This window comes from Pseudomonas sp. TNT2022 ID1044, from assembly GCF_028656895.1.
Classification (GTDB): domain Bacteria; phylum Pseudomonadota; class Gammaproteobacteria; order Pseudomonadales; family Pseudomonadaceae; genus Aquipseudomonas; species Aquipseudomonas reinekei.
Window position 1 is genome coordinate 95,284 of record NZ_JAMDHB010000032.1, and the last position, 18,701, is coordinate 113,984.

General features: G+C 61.3%; 19 protein-coding genes. 7 read left to right on the top strand and 12 right to left on the bottom strand.

Annotated features, from left to right (window positions below; all coding sequences use genetic code 11):
- Window positions 1-20: 20 nt before the first annotated feature.
- The 4 genes from M5G20_RS28945 to M5G20_RS28960 form a co-directional block, all read right to left on the bottom strand.
- On the bottom strand, window positions 21-899 hold the full coding sequence (locus M5G20_RS28945) for a DMT family transporter (RefSeq protein ID WP_273921966.1): 879 nt from the start codon (window positions 897-899) through the stop codon (window positions 21-23).
- Window positions 900-1,029: 130 nt separating this feature from the next.
- A complete protein-coding gene (locus M5G20_RS28950) occupies window positions 1,030-1,845 on the bottom strand; it encodes a sugar phosphate isomerase/epimerase family protein (RefSeq protein WP_273921967.1) in 816 nt (271 codons plus the stop codon).
- Between the two features lie 2 nt (window positions 1,846-1,847).
- A complete protein-coding gene (locus M5G20_RS28955) occupies window positions 1,848-2,903 on the bottom strand; it encodes a Gfo/Idh/MocA family protein (protein ID WP_273921968.1) in 1,056 nt (351 codons plus the stop codon).
- Between the two features lie 152 nt (window positions 2,904-3,055).
- Window positions 3,056-3,832, bottom strand: a complete 777-nt coding sequence (locus tag M5G20_RS28960) for an IclR family transcriptional regulator (RefSeq protein WP_273921969.1) — start codon at window positions 3,830-3,832, stop codon at window positions 3,056-3,058.
- Between the two features lie 173 nt (window positions 3,833-4,005).
- On the opposite strand from M5G20_RS28960, the gene M5G20_RS28965 reads away from it, so the two are divergent.
- From M5G20_RS28965 to M5G20_RS28975, 3 genes are all read left to right on the top strand, one after another.
- Window positions 4,006-5,754 (top strand): FAD-dependent oxidoreductase, encoded by a 1,749-nt coding sequence (locus M5G20_RS28965; protein ID WP_273921970.1) that lies wholly within the window; start codon window positions 4,006-4,008, stop codon window positions 5,752-5,754.
- A gap of 212 nt (window positions 5,755-5,966) precedes the next feature.
- Window positions 5,967-6,857 carry a KPN_02809 family neutral zinc metallopeptidase gene (gene ypfJ / locus M5G20_RS28970; RefSeq protein ID WP_273921971.1) on the top strand — a complete coding sequence of 297 codons (891 nt, stop codon included), beginning with the start codon at window positions 5,967-5,969 and terminating at the stop codon, window positions 6,855-6,857.
- Window positions 6,858-7,817 carry an alpha/beta fold hydrolase gene (locus tag M5G20_RS28975; RefSeq protein WP_273921972.1) on the top strand — a complete coding sequence of 320 codons (960 nt, stop codon included), beginning with the start codon at window positions 6,858-6,860 and terminating at the stop codon, window positions 7,815-7,817. It begins immediately after the preceding gene.
- Between the two features lie 79 nt (window positions 7,818-7,896).
- On the opposite strand, the gene M5G20_RS28980 is transcribed toward M5G20_RS28975, so the two are convergent.
- From M5G20_RS28980 to M5G20_RS28990, 3 genes are all read right to left on the bottom strand, one after another.
- Window positions 7,897-8,490 (bottom strand): HAD family hydrolase, encoded by a 594-nt coding sequence (locus M5G20_RS28980; RefSeq protein ID WP_273921973.1) that lies wholly within the window; start codon window positions 8,488-8,490, stop codon window positions 7,897-7,899.
- Window positions 8,487-9,356: an acyl-CoA thioesterase II gene (tesB, locus tag M5G20_RS28985; RefSeq protein ID WP_273921974.1), complete on the bottom strand. Its 870-nt coding sequence runs from the start codon at window positions 9,354-9,356 to the stop codon at window positions 8,487-8,489. Before tesB ends, M5G20_RS28980 begins: the two co-directional genes overlap by 4 nt.
- A 106-nt stretch (window positions 9,357-9,462) precedes the next feature.
- Window positions 9,463-10,032 carry a GNAT family N-acetyltransferase gene (locus M5G20_RS28990; RefSeq protein WP_273921975.1) on the bottom strand — a complete coding sequence of 190 codons (570 nt, stop codon included), beginning with the start codon at window positions 10,030-10,032 and terminating at the stop codon, window positions 9,463-9,465.
- 77 nt (window positions 10,033-10,109) lie between these two features.
- Between M5G20_RS28990 and M5G20_RS28995 the strand changes: the two genes are divergently transcribed.
- Window positions 10,110-11,030: a histone deacetylase family protein gene (locus M5G20_RS28995; protein ID WP_273921976.1), complete on the top strand. Its 921-nt coding sequence runs from the start codon at window positions 10,110-10,112 to the stop codon at window positions 11,028-11,030.
- Between the two features lie 281 nt (window positions 11,031-11,311).
- Window positions 11,312-12,553, top strand: coding sequence for a TIGR03862 family flavoprotein (locus M5G20_RS29000; RefSeq protein ID WP_273921977.1), 1,242 nt, complete (start codon window positions 11,312-11,314; stop codon window positions 12,551-12,553).
- A gap of 116 nt (window positions 12,554-12,669) precedes the next feature.
- Here the strand turns inward: M5G20_RS29000 and M5G20_RS29005 are convergent, their stop codons facing one another.
- Both M5G20_RS29005 and yedA read right to left on the bottom strand, forming a co-directional pair.
- Entirely contained in the window at window positions 12,670-14,010 is a 1,341-nt protein-coding gene (locus M5G20_RS29005) for a DEAD/DEAH box helicase (RefSeq protein WP_273921978.1), read from the bottom strand.
- A gap of 65 nt (window positions 14,011-14,075) precedes the next feature.
- The gene (gene yedA, locus M5G20_RS29010; protein ID WP_273921979.1) at window positions 14,076-15,005 is read right to left on the bottom strand and encodes a drug/metabolite exporter YedA; all 930 of its coding nucleotides are present in this window, start codon (window positions 15,003-15,005) and stop codon (window positions 14,076-14,078) included.
- A 165-nt stretch (window positions 15,006-15,170) separates the two neighbouring features.
- Between yedA and M5G20_RS29015 the strand changes: the two genes are divergently transcribed.
- The gene (locus tag M5G20_RS29015) at window positions 15,171-15,629 is read left to right on the top strand and encodes an Lrp/AsnC family transcriptional regulator (protein WP_273921980.1); all 459 of its coding nucleotides are present in this window, start codon (window positions 15,171-15,173) and stop codon (window positions 15,627-15,629) included.
- Window positions 15,630-15,757: 128 nt separating this feature from the next.
- Here the strand turns inward: M5G20_RS29015 and M5G20_RS29020 are convergent, their stop codons facing one another.
- The 3 genes from M5G20_RS29020 to M5G20_RS29030 all read right to left on the bottom strand — a co-directional run bounded on the left by M5G20_RS29020 (window position 15,758) and on the right by M5G20_RS29030 (window position 17,800).
- The gene (locus M5G20_RS29020; protein ID WP_273921981.1) at window positions 15,758-16,363 is read right to left on the bottom strand and encodes a 3'-5' exonuclease; all 606 of its coding nucleotides are present in this window, start codon (window positions 16,361-16,363) and stop codon (window positions 15,758-15,760) included.
- Between the two features lie 23 nt (window positions 16,364-16,386).
- A complete protein-coding gene (locus M5G20_RS29025) occupies window positions 16,387-16,866 on the bottom strand; it encodes a LabA-like NYN domain-containing protein (RefSeq protein WP_008022614.1) in 480 nt (159 codons plus the stop codon).
- 184 nt (window positions 16,867-17,050) lie between these two features.
- A complete protein-coding gene (locus M5G20_RS29030) occupies window positions 17,051-17,800 on the bottom strand; it encodes a DUF2076 domain-containing protein (RefSeq protein ID WP_273921982.1) in 750 nt (249 codons plus the stop codon).
- Window positions 17,801-17,978: 178 nt separating this feature from the next.
- Here M5G20_RS29030 and M5G20_RS29035 point away from each other — a divergent pair, with 178 nt between their 5' ends.
- A complete protein-coding gene (locus M5G20_RS29035; protein ID WP_150734682.1) occupies window positions 17,979-18,653 on the top strand; it encodes a YciC family protein in 675 nt (224 codons plus the stop codon).
- Window positions 18,654-18,701 lie beyond the last annotated feature (48 nt).

Below are 18,701 nucleotides of genomic sequence, written 5' to 3' on the forward strand. Positions count from 1 at the left end.
CAGTTGTTTGCGCAGCCCTTCTACTTACGGCTTTGCTGCCAGGCCGCCGCCAGGCCACTGCAGCAAATCACGGCGATACCGATCACGGTGGTCAGGGTCGGCGTATGGGAAAACAGCAACCAGCCCAACAGGCCGGCAAAGATAATCTGGCAATAGCTGAACGGTGCCAGCAATGCCGGCGCCGCGAGACGGAAAGCCTGGGTCAGAAACAGGTGCGCGGTCATCCCGCAGGCCCCCAACGCGAGCATCATCGCGCCATGCGCAAGGCTCGGCGTCTGCCAGAAGAACGGCACCAGCGCACTCATCACCAACGTGTTGCACAGCCCCGCGAAGAAGTTGCTGGTGGTCGGGCTGTCGATGTTGCTGAGCTTGCGCGTCAGCAATTGGTAGAAGCAGAAAAACAGCGCCGAGCAGAATGGCAACAGCACCGCCGGAGTGAACAAATCACCGCCCGGGTGAACGATGATCAGCACCCCGACAAAGCCAGAAATGACCGCCAGCCATTGCCCGCGCGTGACTCGCTCGCCCAACAACGGCACCGACAATGCGGTGACCAGTACCGGTGCGAGGAAGTTGACCGACGTGGCCTCGGCCAGCGGGATGTACATCAAGCCGGTGGTGAAAAACAGACTGGTGCCCAGCAGGCACAGTGCGCGGATCAACTGCAGCAGCGGCCGCTTCGTGCGTAAAACCCGCAGCCCCGATTGCGGCAGGAAAATCCCGGCCATCAGCAACGTGTGAACCACGTAACGCGCCCAGACCACCATGACGATCGGATAGAAGCCGGAGAGGTACTTCGAAAATGCATCGTGACTGGAAAACAGAAACGTCGCGACAACGATCAGCAGGATCCCCTTGAAGGGCTGATTGACGCCGGAGAGCGGGGTGCTGACGGTCATGAAGGCCTCTAAGTGAAATAGGTATGTGCCGAGGGAGCTTGCTCCCGCTGGACTGCGCAGCAGTCCCAAAACAGCATCGACGACCGCTTCGCGCTCGAACGGGAGCAAGCTCCCTCGCCACACAAGCAAGTCAAATCCGCGCCAACAGTTCCCTGGTTTTATCCAAAGCCATCTGCGCCCGATCCAACCCACTCACACCCTGTTCCAGCAACTGCACAGTGGGAATCTCCAGGCTCAATGGAATGTTAGCCGGCAAACAGCGCAACAACCCCGACAGGTCGCAATCGCCGTCACCCGGGAAACGTCGCTCGTTACGCGCCTGACGCAAAATCTCGGCCATGTCTGCCGGTCGCGGTCCGGCGACGTCGCACAACTGCGCATACCGTAACCGTGAAGGGGCGACGCTTGCCAGATCTTCCAACCGCGATCCCGAGCGGTCGAAGTGAAACGCATCCACCAGCACCGCCGCGTTTTCCCGGTCGGCGTTCTCGACGATACGCACGGCTTGTTGCAGATTGCGCGCGTCGGTCCAGGGCATGAATTCCAGATGGGGGTGCAGGCCATAGGGTTTCGCGAGATCACAAAGCCGGGCAAAGTTTTCCGTCAGCCGTTGTTCGTCAGGATCGTTACCGGCCACCAGCAACTCACTGGCCCCAAATTCGGCACCGACTGCCAGAATATTCTCGAATTCGGCGACGACGGTATCCGGTTTCAGACGCAGGATTTCAACGTCCAGCACACGAATGCCGGTGTCGCGCAGACGGGCCAGGGTCTGACGGCGTAAATCGCCATCGGCCACCAGGGCAAAATGGTGTTCCTCCGGTGTCGCCGGTACCAAGCGCAAACCGACGTGGCTGTAACCGGCCCGGGCCGCGACCTCGACCATCTGCGGTGGTGACAACTCCAGCACGGTCAGACTGGCCAGGGAAAAGATTCGTTCGCTCATGGTCAGTCCTCGATCAACGACGGTACGCAAGCGCGACCGGTTTCGGCCGCTTCGCGAATGGCTTCGATCAGCGCCAGCGTGCGCGCGGCATCGGCGGCACTCACCAGCGGCTCGACCTCCCGGCGCGCAACGCGCACGAAATGCTGCAACTGCAAACGCAGGGCTTCATCGGCACTGAAGCTTTCCTGAGCTTGCAGCAACGGCTGGTGCCAGCCGCCATCGACTTCGTTGTAGTGCCAGCGTTTAAGTTGCGGAATGCTCAACGCGCCACCGGTCCCGGCCAGCAAATAACAAGGCTGGTCGGCCTGACGCGGATACACCGGGTTCTCCCCCGAATCCAGTTCCCAACTCCAGGGCGCGGCCACCGCATCGGAGCCGGTCAGACTGCCCAGCGCGCCGTTGTCGAATTGCAGCAGCACCGCCGCGCAATCCTCGTTGGCAAACCCGCGAATCGCATGGCTGGTAATGGCCTGCACCTGACGCACTTCGCCGCACAAATGCCGCAGCAGATCGAGGTCGTGAATCAGGTTGGTCAACAACATCCCCGCACCGGCCTCGCGGCGCCAAGGCGTTTCGAAATAGCTGTCGGGCTTGCGCAACTGCCAGAGCGCCGTGACCGTGGTCAACCGGCCCAGCGCGCCGCTGTGGATAAGTTCATGGGCCCGGACGATCAATGGATTGTGGCGACGGTGATGGCCGACCAGCACCGGTACGCCGCTCGCCTTGGAGGCAGCCACCAACTCTCGAGCTTCATCGAGGTGCACACCCACCGGTTTTTCCAGCAACACCGGCACGCCAGCCGCGAGACAATCGAGCGCAGTGCTGACGTGCAGTGTGTTGGGGTTGGCGACGATGACCGCGTCTGGCTTCGCCTGCTCCAGCATCTGACGGTAATCGGCGAAGTAACCTACCCCCCACTCAACCGCCAAGCTGGCCGCTTGCGGACCGGGATCCGCCACGGCGCACAAGGTCGCTTCAGTCAGGGACTTCAGATGCTGGTAATGCTGCTGGCCCATATTGCCAGCGCCGATCAATGCGATTCGAAGGGGCCAATTCAAGATGCGGTCCTCTTGGGGTTCTTGTTGGAAAAGCGAATTCCATTAATTTAGAACCGAGTTCCACAATCTTACACAGACCGACAGGGAAAGTGTTCGAACAGCGCACAGCTTCGCCGGCAAATTGCAAGTGAACCTGTGGGAATTGCGCTAGCTCAGACAAACAACTCCGACGCCAGACTCGCTGCCGCCAACTCTTCGGTAAACGTCAGCAACAAGGGCGCCAGTTCATGCAACCGCGCCCCCGGCATCCGTGCACTTGGCCCGGCGATACTGAGCACGCCAATCACCCGCCCATCCCCCGGATGACGCACCACCGCGGCAATCGCTGAGGTGCCGACGGCTGAACTTTCTTCGACGCAGGCGTAACCCTGCTCCCGCGCCAGACGCAGGCGTTCGAGCAGTTCGATGTTCGAGCGGGGGGCATTCGGCCCGAGCTCCGGCGGCCGGTCAGCCGCTTGGCGCTCCACCAGCGACAAGGCCTCGGCATCGCTCATGCACGCCAGCCAGGCATGCCCCGAAGCGGTGTAGAACAAGGGCGCATCACGGCCCATGTCCGGGTCGTAACGCAGGCCCGAACGAGCGCCCTGGGATTTGGCGATCCAGGTCTGGCGCTCGCCCTCGATCACCCCGAGACGCACCAACTCTCCGGTTTCCTGAGCCAACCGGTCGAGCACCGGTTGCACGATATCCGCACCACTGCTCGACAGATAACGGAACCCCATTGCCACCAGTTTGGTCGACAAGTGGTAACGCAAATTTTCCGGATTCTGCCGCACATAGCCCAACCGAATCAGCTCGGCCAGCAGGCGGTGGGTCGCGCTTTTTGGAATGTCCAGTTGCTCCGCCAGCGTCTGCATCGGCAAGCCGCGGGGGTCGCTGGTAAGGTTTTCGAGCACACTGAAAACACGTTCGATCTGACTGCCGGCCATGGGAATTTCCACGCAAAATTTGCTCGAGTCTAGAAGACAACCCGCCGAATGCGAAATCTGGAACTGCCTGTCCGATAACCGCCCGCTTTACTATCCTTCGACTTGCCCGCTCCGGGCAGCCTCTTATATTTTCTGGAATCAGATTCCAGAATAACAATACCGGAGCTCCTGCCATGCCTGCCGATCCGCACTTCATCCCCGACGTCGATTGCGATGTACTGATCGTCGGCTCAGGCGCGGCGGGACTGTCAGCCGCCGTGACTGCGGCCTGGCACGGACTGAAGGTGATTGTGGTGGAAAAGGACCCGGTGTTCGGCGGCGCCACGGCCTGGTCAGGAGGTTGGGCCTGGGTGCCGTGCAACCCGTTGGCGCGACGTGCCGGCATCGTCGAAGACATCGAGCAACCGCGCACCTACCTGAAACACGAATTGGGTGAACAGTACGATCCGGCAATGATTGATGCATTCCTCCACGCCGCTCCGCACATGGTCGCGTTTTTTGAACAGCACACCTCGTTGCAGTTCGCCGATGGCAATGCCATTGCCGACATTCATGGCGATACACCCGGTGCCGGCACCGGTGGCCGCTCAGTGATCGCGGCGCCCTACGACGCAAGAAAGGTCGGCAAACTGCTTAAGCGTTTGCGTAAAACCATGCGGGAAACATCCTTCATGGGCATGCCGATCATGGCCGGTGCAGACCTTACGGCCTTCCTCAACCTGACCCGCTCGCTGTCGGCGGCCTGGCACGTCACCCGGCGCTTTAGCCGTCACCTGTTCGACCTCGTCGTGCACGGTCGCGCCATGCAACTGGTCAACGGCGTGGCCTTGGTGGCGCGTTTGGCAAAGTCTGCCGAAGACCTTGGCGTGTTGCTTTGGGAGTCGGCGCCGGTCACGCAATTGCTGCGCGAGAACAATCAGGTGCAGGGGGCGATCGTCAGCACCGCCAACGGCGCGGTGCGCATCCATGCACGCAGGGGCGTGGTGCTCGCAGCCGGCGGTTTTGCCAATGACATCGAACGGCGCAAAGCGTTGTTTGCGCGCACGCCGACCGGGCATGAGCACCTGGCCTTGCCGCCGCTCGGCGTGTCCGGCGATGGCCTGCGACTGGGCGAAAGCGTTGGCGCCAAAGTGGATGTCGACATGGCCTCCCCCGTGGCCTGGGCACCGGTTTCGCAAGTGCCGCACCGCGACGGCAGCGTCGGCCATTTCCCGCACATCATCGAGCGCGGCAAGCCCGGAATCATCGGCGTCTTGAGCAACGGCCAGCGCTTCGTCAACGAAGCCAACGGTTACTACGACTACGTGACAGCCATGGTCGCCGCCGCCCCGCAAGGTCAAGAGGTCGCCTCCTGGCTGATCTGCAACCATCGCTTTCAGCGGCGGTATGGCTTGGGCATCTCTCGGCCGTTTCCCGTGCCGCTGTCGTCCTTTATCCGCAGCGGCTATCTGAAAACCGGCAACACCCTTGAGGAATTGGCGTCGGCTTGCGGCATCGATCCCATCGGCCTGTGCACGACCGTGTCGGACTACAACCGCCATGCACGCCATGGCGAAGATCCGCAGTTCGGTCGCGGCTCGACGCCCTACAACCGCAAACAGGGTGACGCCTTGCAGCAACCCAACCCGTGTGTCGCGCCGATCGAACAGGGTCCGTTTTACGCCGTGAAAGTCCAGCCCGGCAGCTTCGGCACGTTCGCCGGGCTCAAGGTCAACCCGCACGCCCAGGTGCTGGATGACGTGGGTCAGGCCATTGCCGGGCTGTATGCGGCGGGCGGGGACATGGCGAGCATCATGGGCGGCCACTATCCCGCCGGCGGCATCAACATCGGCCCGGCGCTGACCTTCGGCTACATCGCCGCACGCCACATCGCAGGCGCCACCGCTTTTGAAAAGGAGATCGACCATGCCGCACATCGTTAACCCGCAAGGCCGGCGCTCGCCCTCTCGATAAAAAACCATCGCACAACGGAATTCGATGGGTAATCCGCGTTCAATACAAGCCTGAATCGTTCTCGGCAGCCACCAGGGATTGCCGGGAACATCGGTGTGCACGGAAAAAGCCGGACGACCGGACTGGCGCCGCTCCCACTTGGCAGCAACACTCATCGCACGGACAACCAGAGGATTCCCACATGCTATGGAAAAAAGGCCGACGCAGTGACAACGTGGTCGATGCCCGTGGCGACGCTGTCGGCGGCGGTGGCGGAATGCGCTTTGGTGGCGGCAAAGGCCTGAGCCTGACCGCAATCATTCTGATCGTCGGGGTCGGCTGGCTTACCGGCCAGGACCCGATGCAGATCCTCGGGGAACTGACCGGCCAGATGGGCGAGCAATCGGCACCGGCCACCAACCAGACGCGCAAGGCGCCGCCGGCCAATGATCAAAGCGCCGAATTCGTGCGTTCGATCCTTGGCGACACCGAAGACACCTGGCGGCAGATTTTCCAGCAGGGCGGCCGGCAATATAAGGACCCGACCCTGGTGCTGTTCAGCAATCGGGTGAATTCGGCCTGCGGGCTGGCGACGTCCGCGACCGGTCCGTTCTATTGCCCGGCAGACCAGAAAGTCTATTTGGACATGGCGTTTTTCCAGGAGATGTCGCAACGCTTTTCCGCCGCTGGCGACTTCGCACAGGCCTACGTGATCGCTCACGAAGTCGGACACCATGTGCAGACCTTGCTCGGCGTTTCCGCGAAAATTCAGGCAGCCCGCCAGCAGGGCCGGCAGATGGAAGGCGACGGTGGCTTGCTGGTGCGCCAGGAACTTCAGGCTGACTGCCTGGCCGGGGTCTGGGCCAACAATGCGCAGCAACGGCTGAACTGGCTGGAACCGGGCGACATCGAAGAAGCATTGAACGCTGCAAACGCCATCGGCGACGACCGCTTGCAGCAACAGGGTCAGGGCCGTGTGGTCCCGGACTCGTTTACCCATGGTACGTCAGCGCAACGGGTGCGCTGGTTCAAAACCGGATTCGCCCAAGGCCAGGTTGGCCAGTGCGATACCTTTGCGGCGAAAAATCTGTAAATGAAGAAGTGGTTGTTGGTTTTGCTGTTCACTTGCGCAACGTCCCAGGCCGCCGAGCATGGGGTCAAAGAGCTCAGTCCCGGGCGCCTACTGTTGAAGTCAGGTGAAATAGCGGTGGACATCAGCCCTGCTCCGGCAAAAATCGAGCGCGTGTTGATCATCGTCCATGGCCGGTTGCGCAATGCGCAAACCTATCTCCAGAGCGGTAACCGCGCGGCTGAGCTGGCCGGTCAACGTGACACGACCCTGGTGATCGCCCCGCAGTTTCTCAATGAAACCGACGTCGAAAAGCATCCTGTGGCTGACACTGTACTGCGCTGGCACGGCAATGAGTGGATGGCCGGCGGCGAATCCACCGCACCGTTTCGCATGAGTTCCTTCGAGGCGCTGGACGAAATCATCGCCCGGCTGGGTGATCGTCAGCAGTTTCCAGACGTGAAGCAAATCGTCATCGCCGGTCACTCCGGCGGCGCGCAGGTGGTGCAGCGCTACGCCTTGCTGGGCCACGATCAGTCGGCACTGCAGGCCGCTGGAGTAAAGCTGCGTTATGTGATCGCCAACCCTTCCTCCTATGCATATTTCGATGAACGCCGGCCGGTTGCCTTCAACCATGCCGCTTGCCCGGACTTCAATCGCTGGAAGTATGGGCTGACAGATTTACCCGCCTACGCCGACGGACAAACCGCTGCGCAATTGCAGGAAAAGTACCTCAAGCGTGAAGTCGTTTATCTGCTGGGGCAGCAGGACACCGACCCGAATCATCCGGCGCTGGATAAAAGCTGCGAGGCCAAGGCCCAAGGTCCGTATCGACTGGCCCGTGGGCGTTTTTACTTTAATTATCTGAAGCGCTTGCAACCGCAAGGGTTGAATCAGCAGCTGATTGAAGTACCCGGCGTCGGGCATGACGGGGATGGGATGTTGACTTCGCCAGAGGGGCAGAAGGCGTTGTTTGGCCAATAACCTGCGTTGTCAGGTCCGACGCATTCGCGAGCAGGCTCGCTCCCACAATGAAATGCGATCGACTGTGGGAGCGAGGGCCTCAAGCGCGAAGCATTTCCCGTAATGCCGCACAATCCGCCGCATGCCAATCCGTCAACTCCGGCCACGGATTATCCGGCAGATTCACTAACACCGTCCGCGCGCCTGCTGCCCGTCCGCAGTCCAGATCAAAACGGTAATCACCGACCATCACCATCTCGCTGGCCGGCACCTTCCAGGCTTCGGCCAATTTCAACAAGCCACCAGGATGCGGCTTTGGCGGTGCCTCATCGCGACCGAGCACATCCTCCACCGCGAAACAGTCGGCCAGGCCAATCGCCTCAAGCGTGACATGCGCCAACTCGCGGGCATTGCGCGTGAGAATGCCCAGGCGATAACCGCGCCCGGCCAACTCGCGCACCAGTTCCACCGCACCCGGCGCCGGTTTCGAGCCCAGCGCCAGATCCCGTTCATGCTCCAGCAGCCAGGCGTGCTTGGCCGCCGCTTCATCGGCGGGCAGCGCGGCGAGGTGAGTCAGGATGTCGTCTTGCGCCGGGATCGCCAATGCCACGCGAATCGCCGCGAAATCATGCACGGCCACCGTCAGGGTGCCGTCCATGTCGAATACCCAGTGGCTTACGTCGGTCAGGCTCATGCCCAGTCCTTGCGATGGCGGATCAGGCCTTCCTGAGTGACCGAGGCCACCAGTTGCCCGGCGCGGTTAAACACGCTGCCACGGGAGAACCCACGGGAATTTCCGGCCCACGGACTGTCCATCGCATAGAGCAACCAGTCATCCGCGCGCAGGTTGGCGTGGAACCACAACGCATGGTCAAGGCTGGCGACCTGCATATCCTTGTGCCAGACCGATTTACCGTGCGGCTGCATCGACGTGACGAGCAGACCGAAGTCCGAGGCGTAGGCCAGCAAATATTTGTGCAGTGCCGGGGAGTCGATCAAGGCACCGTCGGCGCGAAACCAGACGTACTTGATCGGATCGGAGGGCAACGGGTTGTAGGGATCTTTCTCGGTTACCGGGCGAAATTCGATCGGCTTCGGGCACAGCAGCTTTTCGCGCATTTTCTCGGGGATCAAGTGCGCACGTTGCTGGGTCAATTCCAGCTCCGACGGCAGGTTCTCCGGGCCGACCACTTGCGGCATTTCACTCTGATGCTGGAAGCCGACTTCGTCGTACTGGAACGAAGCGCTGCACGTGAAGATCGGGTGGCCCTTCTGGATTGCCGTCACGCGGCGCGTGCTGAAACTGCCGCCATCGCGAACCCGGTCAACCTGATACACCACTGGCAAACCGGCATCGCCCGGACGCAGGAAATAACCATGCATCGAATGCACATGACGCGCCTCTTCCACCGTCTGACTGGCCGCCGACAGCGACTGACCGAGCACCTGGCCACCGAACAACTGACGAAACCCCAGATCCTGGCTACGGCCACGGAACAGGTTTTCTTCGATCGGCTCCAGCGTCAGCAGGTCGACCAGATCTTCCAACACTTGGCTCATTCAGACTCTCCTCACACAACGCAATACCGCGCAGTCCTGGCTGCGGCGGTCAATTCATTTAATGGCCCGGGCCAACATGGGGTCCATTGTAAACGTCCGTGTCAGGTTATCCATGCAAGGTTTGCAGCCATTGTTCACGGCTGATGCGGTACAACACGTGATGCCGCAGGGGATGATCGACGGCGAGCTTGGGGTGATCGAAGTCATCGGCCGGATCGTGATGCATGCCAATCGCCTGCATGACTTTCTGCGACGGCAGATTACTGTCGGCGGTGAAGGACACGACTTCGTTCAGCAGCAAGCGGTCAAACCCGCAGCGCAGAGCCGTCCACGCCGCTTCGCTGGCATAGCCAAGGCCCCAATGCTCCCGCGCCAGGCGCCAGCCGATCTCGACGGCCGGGGTGAATGGCGCCTCGAAACCGACCACGCCGAGCCCGGTAAACCCGATGAACTGGCCGGTATCCTTGCGCTCCAGCGCCCAGAGGCCAAAACCGTGCTCGGCAAAATGACCACGGATTCGCCCGATCAATGACGCACTTTCCAGTCGGCTCAAGGGTGCCGGAAAATAACGCATGACCTGCGGATCAACGCACATCGCGGCAAACTCCGGTAAATCCTCATCACGCCATTGCCGCATCAGCAATCGCGCGCTTGCCAGCTCAAGTATCGGCTCCATCGTGCCACTCCCCCATTTCCATGCCTCAAGTCTACAACGCTGGTAGGATCCGTCTCTCATTCCTGTCCGAAATCATCATGCCGCTGCCGCTGATTTATCACGAAGACTACAGCCCCGAGTTTCCGGCGGATCACCGCTTCCCGATGGACAAGTTTCGCTTGCTGCGCGATCACCTGGTGGACAGTGGCCTGACCCGCGACGCCGATCTGCTGCGCCCGCAATTGTGCCCGCCAGAGATTCTCGCCCTCGCCCATGACCCTTCGTATATCGAACGCTACATGACGGGTGAGTTGTCCCGTGAAGATCAACGGCGCCTCGGCTTGCCCTGGAGCGAAGCGCTGGCGCGGCGCACGGTGCGAGCGGTCGGCGGCTCGCTGCTGGCGGCCGAGCAGGCGCTGGAACATGGGCTGGCCTGTCACCTGGCGGGCGGCACTCACCACGCGCATTACGATTATCCGGCGGGCTTCTGCATCTTCAACGACCTGGCGGTGATCAGCCATTACCTGCTGCAAAGCGGTCGGGTAAACCGGGTGCTGATTTTTGATTGCGACGTGCATCAGGGCGACGGGACTGCACGCATTCTGCACAACACCCCGGAAGCCATTACCGTTTCCCTGCATTGCGAAAAGAACTTTCCTGCACGCAAGGCCGAAAGTGACTGGGACATTCCGCTGCCCAATGGCATGGGCGATGCCGATTACCTGAAGGTGGTGGACGATGCGCTCAACTACTTGCTGCCGCTCTATCAGCCAGACCTGGTGTTGTATGACGCTGGCGTCGATGTGCACAAGGACGACGCCCTCGGTTATCTGAAACTCACAGACGACGGCGTCGCCGCCCGCGATGAAAGCGTGATGCGCCATTGCCTGGGCCGGGATATTCCCGTGGTGGGCGTGATTGGCGGCGGCTACAGCAAGGACCGCAAGGCTCTCGCCCGTCGCCACGGTATCCTTCATCACAGTGCGCAGCGCGTCTGGCAGTCATCAGGTTGTCACTGACCTGTGGATGCTTTACCCACAATGCCTGTGGAACCGCCTGTGGATAACCTGAGTGAAAGGGACTACAGCCCACGCCACGCATAGGCTACAGACCACTGATTGTTTTTTAACCAGCATTGGCAAACACCACTGAACCCTGTGGGAGCGGGCTTGCCCGCGATGAGGCCGGCACATCCAGCATCTTCGTAAACTGACAGACTGCCATCGCGAGCAGGCTCGCTCCCACAGGGATCCGGGCTGCTAGAATGCGCGGCTTATCCCGTCAGACCGCAGTGCATCCCATGACCCAATCCTCGCCAACCCTCCCTCACCAAGTCGCCATCATCGGCGGCGGCCCCGCCGGTCTCATGGCGGCCGAAGTGTTGAGCCGGGCCGGGATCAAGGTCGATCTGTACGACGGCATGCCTTCGGTGGGAAGAAAATTCCTCCTGGCCGGCGTCGGCGGCATGAACATCACCCACTCCGAAGCCTACCCGGCGTTCCTCTCGCGCTACGCCGAACGCGCACCGCAGATTGCGCCGCTGCTGCGCAGCTTCGGTGCCGATGCGTTGTGCCAGTGGATTCATGAACTGGGCATCGAAACCTTCGTCGGCAGTTCCGGCCGGGTTTTCCCGACCGACATGAAAGCCGCGCCGCTGTTGCGCGCCTGGCTCAAGCGTTTGCGCGACAGCGGCGTCGTTATCCACACCCGCCACCGCTGGCTTGGCTGGAATGATCAAGGTGATTTGCGCATCGCCAGCACTGAAGGCGAAAAAACCGTACACGCCGACGCCACCCTGCTCGCCCTCGGCGGCGGCAGTTGGTCGCGCCTCGGTTCGGACGGCGCCTGGATGCTGCCACTGGAGCAACGCGGCGTAGGACTGGCGCCGCTGCAACCGAGCAATTGCGGCTTCGAAGTGCAGGCCTGGAGCGATTTGTTGGTCAGCAAATTCGCCGGTGCCCCGCTGAAAAACATCGCTATCGGCCTCAACGACGACGTGCCCCGGCTCGGTGAATGCGTGATCACCGCCACCGGTATCGAAGGCAGTTTGATCTACGCCCTGTCGGCGCCTATCCGCGAGGCGATCAACCTGCAGGGTTCGGCCACGATTCACATCGATCTCCTGCCGGGCCGGCCTGTGGATAAAGTCCAGGCAGCGCTGAGCAAACCACGGGGCTCACGCTCCATGGCCAAGCACTTGCACAGTCAGTTGGGCATCGATGGGGTGAAAGCGGCGCTGTTGCGAGAACTGACCACGGCCGACACCTTCACCGACCCGGGGCTGCTGGCCAAAGCGATCAAGGCGCTGCCGCTGACACTGGTGAAAACCCGTCCACTGGACGAAGCCATCAGCAGCGCGGGCGGTGTGTTGTTCGAGGCGATGGATGAGCGTTTGATGCTCAAGCAGTTACCGGGCGTGTTCTGCGCGGGAGAGATGCTGGACTGGGAAGCGCCGACGGGCGGCTATCTGCTGACCGCGTGTTTTGCCAGCGGGCGTGCGGCGGGAATGGGGATGGTGGAGTGGTTGCGACGCAAGGGCTGAAAACCGAGTCATCCCCATCGCCAGCAGGCTGGCTCCCACAGGGGATTTGTGTCGTTCACAAAAAACTGTGGGAGCCAGCCTGCTGGCGATGACGGCCTAACAGACACCGCTTGTAATCAAGGCTTACGCTTACGCGGCCCGGTATTGAACACCGGCACTTTTCGCACAGGCTTGATCGAAGGTTCTGCCGGCGCAACTTCCCCGCTATCAACCCACTTACCCAGGTTGCGCTTACCGCCGCCGCCACCGGACGCCTTTGGCTTCTTCGGTTTCTTCGGCTTCTTGACCACTTGCCCGCTGGCATCGGTATCCGGCACGCGGTGCTCGGGTTCGAAGTCCGGTTCGTTCTGACGCTTCAAGGTCTGGCGGGTCAACATCTCGATGGCCGACAGCAGATTCACTTCATCGGCGCACACCAGGGAAATCGCCTCGCCGGTCGAGCCCGCACGGCCGGTACGACCGATGCGGTGGATGTAATCCTCTGCGACGATCGGCAAGTCGAAGTTGACCACCAGCGGCAAGTCTTCGATGTCCAGGCCACGGGCCGCGACGTCGGTGGCAACCAGGATCTGCACGTCACTCGCCTTGAAACGGTCCAGTGCGCGTTGACGGGTGGCCTGCGGCTTGTCGCCGTGGATGCCGTCGGCGTTGATGCCCAAGCCCTGGAGTTTTTCCACCAGCGCGTCCACGCCGTTGCGGGTCTTGGCGAACACCAGCACTTGCTTCCACTTGCCCTTGCGCATCAGGTGCACAAACAGTTCCGGCTTGCGCTTCTTGTCGACAGTGACAATCCACTGCTTGACGGTGTTGGCCGCCACGTTGCGCGGGCTGACTTCAATGCTCAGCGGGTCGTTGAGCATTTGCCCGGCCAGCAGGCGGATGTCGTCGGAGAAGGTTGCGGAGAACAGCAGCGTCTGACGTCTCGAAGGTAGCGCGCGGTAAATGTTCGCCAGCTCCTCGGAAAAACCCAGATCGAGCATGCGATCGGCTTCGTCCAGCACCAGGGTTTGCAGCTGGTTGAACTTCAGCGCGTTCTGGCGGAACAGGTCGAGCAAGCGGCCCGGGGTCGCCACCAGCAGGTCGACGCCGCCGCGCAGCTTCATCATTTGCGGGTTGATGCTGACGCCGCCGTAGACCGCGTAGGTGCGCAGCGGCAGGTTCTCGGCGTACTGGCGCACCGCTTCGTGAACCTGCTCGGCCAGTTCGCGAGTCGGCACCAGGATCAGCGCGCGCACCGAGTTGGCGGTGACTTTCGGCCCTTCCATGGCCAGCAGTTGCAGCAGCGGCAGGGCGAAACCGGCGGTCTTGCCGGTACCGGTCTGGGCGGCGGCCATCAAGTCGCGACCGGCCAGCACGGCCGGAATGGCTTGCGCCTGAACCGGCGTCGGAGTCTGGTAGCCGAGCGTCTCGAGGGAGCGCAGCAAGGGTTCGATCAGGCCAAGGGTGGCGAAAGTCATGGGAATACCGTAGGAAAAATCAGCGCGGTTGTGCGGAACAAGTGTGCAATGCCGCGCAGTTTACCCTAATTCACACGAGATTCTGTCGGCACCACCTTCACCGTCGGCAGCGCCGGAGCACGACGCCACTGCGGCAAGCCGATCAGCACCACAGCGCTGATGATCACCGCCATCGCCAACGCTTCCTCGATGCCGATGGTCTCGCCGACAAACACGATCCCCAATAACACCGCCACCGCCGGGTTGACGTAGGCATAACTGGTGGCCGCCGCCGGGCGCACATGTTTCAACAGGTACATGTAGGCGTTGAAGGCGATGATCGAACCGAACACAGTCAGGTACGCGAGTGCGGCCCAGCCTTCGATCGGCGGTACCTTTTCCAGGTGTTCACCACTGACCGCGCTGGCGATCAGCAGCACTACGCCGCCGACCAGCATCTCCACGGCGCTGGCCATCGCACCTTGGGGCAACGGCAGGTGTTTGCTCCAGACGGAACCGAACGCCCAGGTCGCCGCCGCAAAGATCAGCAGTGCAGCGCCCAGCGGGCTCGATTGCAGGTTGGAGCCGAGGTTGAGCATGGCGATACCGATCAAGCCCAGCACAATCCCCGCCCATTCGAGACGGGTATTACGCGCGCCCCAGAAATATCCGCAGAGCAAGGTAAACAACGGCACCGTCGCCACCGCCAACGCCGCCACCCCGGAAGCCACGCCGGTGTGCTCAGCCACGCTGACCGCGCCGTTGCCACAGGCCAGCAGCAAAATCCCGATGATCCCGGCGGCTTTCCACTGCGCCCAGGTCGGTGCCGGCGCCCCGCGCCAACGCAGGAAGGCATACATCAAACTCCCGGCGATCACGAAACGAATCCCCGCCAGCAGCAGCGGCGGCCAATACTCCACGCCGATGCGAATCACCAGATACGTCGAACCCCAAATCACGTACAACGCGAAGAAGGCAGCGATTAACGGCAAGGGAAAGCGACGTGGACCAGGCATGGCAGGCAGCTCACAGGCAAGACAAGTGAACGGCTATTCTAAAAAGGCGGGCGCGTAAAAATAAGTTACAAAACCTGTTTAAAGCGCCGGTACACTTTTCAAAACACGGCATTCAGCGCTATAAACCGTGTTTTCGAAAGTCGGCTATTTTCAGGAGTCAGCTCGATGGATAAGTACGACCGAATGCTGCTCAGCGCCCTGCTGGAAAACGGTCGCGCGTCCTACGCCGACCTCGCGCGCAAGGTCAACCTGTCCGCCCCGGCCGTGGCCGAACGCGTGGCCAAGCTCGAAGCCAGCGGCGTGATCACCGGTTATCAGGCGAAGGTCGACATGGCCAAGCTTGGCCTGCCGATCCAGTGCGTCATCGAACTGCGCCTGAACCAGCACGGCAACCAGAAAGCCTACGACGAACTGATCAAAATCCCACAGTTAACGGAATGCCACCGGGTGACGGGCGATCCGTGCGTGATCATGCAAGCGGCGGTGGGTTCGATGCCGGAGCTGGAGGACCTGATCAACCGGATTGCCACGTTCGGGTTCAGCAAAACGTCGATTGTGTTGTCCAGCGCGATAGAGAAGCGCGTGCCGCTGGGGCATATCGAGGGGAATGGCAAGTCGATCTAGGATGCAGAAGATCCATTGTGGGAGCGAGCCTGCTCGCGAAAGCGGAATGCCAGTCGACATTGATGTTGAAGGTAAATTGCCTTCGCGAGCAGGCTCGCTCCCACAGGGGTTATGCGCTGTTTTCGGGATTAGCGGTAGCGCTGGAGGTGCTCGGTTACTTTCGCCGCCGGCACCTTCTGCAACTTGCACAGCAAATCATGGGACAACTCGCGCAAGCCGTGCTTTTGGCGCAGCTCTTCGGCCAGGTGCGCCGTCAGGTTGGCCGCCATCTCGGCATCGGCCATCGCCCGGTGAGCCTTGCCGGTGTGGGGCAGGTTGGCAAACGTGGTGAGGGTGCCGAGTTTGTGGTTCGGCGCGGCGGGCATCAGCCGGCGGGCCAGCAGTAGCGAACAGGCAAAGTTTTGCAGGCGGGTGCGTTTGATCCGGCCCAGTTCGAAGTCCCAAAACTTTTGGTCGAACGCGGCGTTGTGCGCCAGCAAAGGCGTGATGCCGACGAATTCATTCACTTCGTTCATCACCTGCTCGGCCGAGGGCGCCGTGCGCAGCATGGCGTTGCTGATGCCGGTGAGTTGTTCGATGAAGGCCGGGACGCGCACGCCGGCGTTCATCAGGCTCTGGTAACGCTCGACGATGCGCCCCTGTTCAAGGATCACCACGGCAATCTCCGTGGCCCGGCAGCTGCTGCTCGGGGAGATCCCGGTGGTTTCAAAGTCGATGACTGCGATGCGTTCCAAACCTGTTTCAACTCCGTAAAAAATCAATTCTTGAGCAGCAAGGCGCCTTCGATCGGCACATAGCGGCTGGCAGCGCGGATCAGCGAATTGGCGGTCAGGCCCGGCACACCGTAGGCCACCGCTTGCACCCCGTGTTTGCTGATGATGCGTTCGAGCAGCATGTCGAAATCACCGTCGCCGGAGGCCAGGACGATTTCGTCGACGTGGTCGGCGGCGTCCATGATGTCGAGGGTGATGCCCACGTCCCAATCGCCCTTGGCCGAGCCATCGCTGCGCTGGATGTACGGCTTGAGTTTCACCGTGAAACCGAGGTTTCGCAGGATCTGCTGGAACTGCTGCTGCTTGCTGTCGCCACGGTCGATCGCGTAGGCATAGGCCTCGACGATCTCGCCCTGTTTGCTGACATCCGCCCACAGCGCGGCGTAGTTGAAGTGGCAACCATAGGCCTGACGCACGGTGTAATAGAGGTTCTGGACATCGGCGAACACAGCGATCTTTTTCACCGCACATCCCCTTGGGCGCAGGCAGGATCAGGCACCAGGCCCGAAAAGTTGCCCAGTATGCCAGCCAAAAGGAGTGTTCCGCGAATAATCGCCTGCAAGCACTTGGGCGGCGCAGACGAATGGCACTATCGAATGAAGCCCTGTGGCGAGGGAGCTTGCTCGCTCGCCACAGGTTCGGGGGTTGTCAGACGTAGGAGTCGTCGTCGCCGCCAAAGAACGATGAACTGTCATCGCTGTAGTCGGCGTCGCTGAAGCCGCCCTGGTCATTGCCGTAGGAATCGTTGCCGGCCATGCGCTGGTCATCGCCCCAGCCGCTGTTGCCCTGATCGTTGACCTGGGCCGGTTCTTCCTTGATGACTTCGACGATTTCTTCCGGTTGCTGGTTGTGATGGAACAGGCTGCTGATGCCTTGCGCCAGCATCACGCCACCGGCGACACCGGCTGCGGTTTTCAGCGCGCCACCGAGGAAACTGCTGCCCGCCGCTGCCTGCTGTGGCGGTGCATAGTTTTGCGGCGATGCGCCGAAGTTTTGCTGGGGCGGCTGCGAGTTGAACGAGGGACGCGCCGGCTCGCGCCAGCCGCCACCGCTCGACACCGGCGCAGGCTGCGGATCACGATTGCCGCCACCAAAGATGCTCGACAGAAAGCCACCGCCGCTCGGCGCAGGCGCGGCTGTCTGAGCCTTGGCCCGTTGCAACTCGGCCTGTAATTGCTGGACTTGAGCGCTGAGTTGTTTGTTCTGCTCGTCGAGGCTCTTGATGGCCGCCTCTTGCACCAGAATCGCCTGGGTCATGAAATAACCTGCCGCCGGTTGGCGTGCCAGGTGTTCCTTGATCCGCGCCTCGGCCTGGGCGTCACGCGGGGCTGAGTCCGTTTCGGCTTGTTGCAGCCGGGAAAACAGTCCATCGATCAGGGTTTGTTCTTCGCTGTTCATGGCGACCTCGTAGATTGCCGGGGAAATCGTTGCCCTTCTCCACAGAAGATAAGGGACTCGACCTTAATGGAGGCTGAAACAAGATGTTTCAATGGCCTTTACCGAACGTTTACGTTTGCGTCCCGAAGGCCTTCATCGGTTAAAGTGGGCCACTGCTTTCAACCTGCGATACCGACTGATGAATCCGTTAGATGTGCTGCGTGACTCCCTGTATTTCTTCAAGCGCAATCTTCGCCAGATCGTGCAGCTGTGCCTGCCGCTGGTGATCGTCGAAGCCCTGTTGCAACAAGTGGTCGACCACTCCACCGAGCCGGACAGTTTCCCCGGCATCAGTGTGATCGTCGGCCTGCTGGTGTATCCGCTGTATACCGCCGCGCTCATTCTGTTTCTCGACGCCCGCAGCCGTGGCGAAACACCGAGCAACCGCGATCTGTTGTCGAGGTCGGCCTACCTGTGGCCGCGCTTCGCCCTGCTGACCGCGCTCAACACGCTGTTGATCCTGCTCGGCCTGTCGCTGTACTTCCTGCCGGGTATCTGGCTGATGGTGACCCTGGCGTTCGGCGAATACCTGCTGGTGCTGCGTGGCCTGGCGCCGTTGCAAGCGATGAAAGAAAGCCTGCGCCTGACCCGTGGCAATTTCTTGCGCATCCTGGTGTGCATTTTGTGTGTGATGGGGCCGTTGTGGCTGCTCAGGGGCGCAACGCTGGCGGTGTATCCCGAACCGCAGAACCCGGTGATTTCGCTACTGATCGACAGTGCCCACAGCTTCCTGCAATTGTTCACCAGCGTGGTGCTGTTCCGCCTGTTCATGCTGATCAGCGATGTGCCGGAAAAAATCGACGGGCCACGCTGACCTTGGGTGGCCGCCCGTCACTCGGGTATGCTCAGGACCAACTTCCGT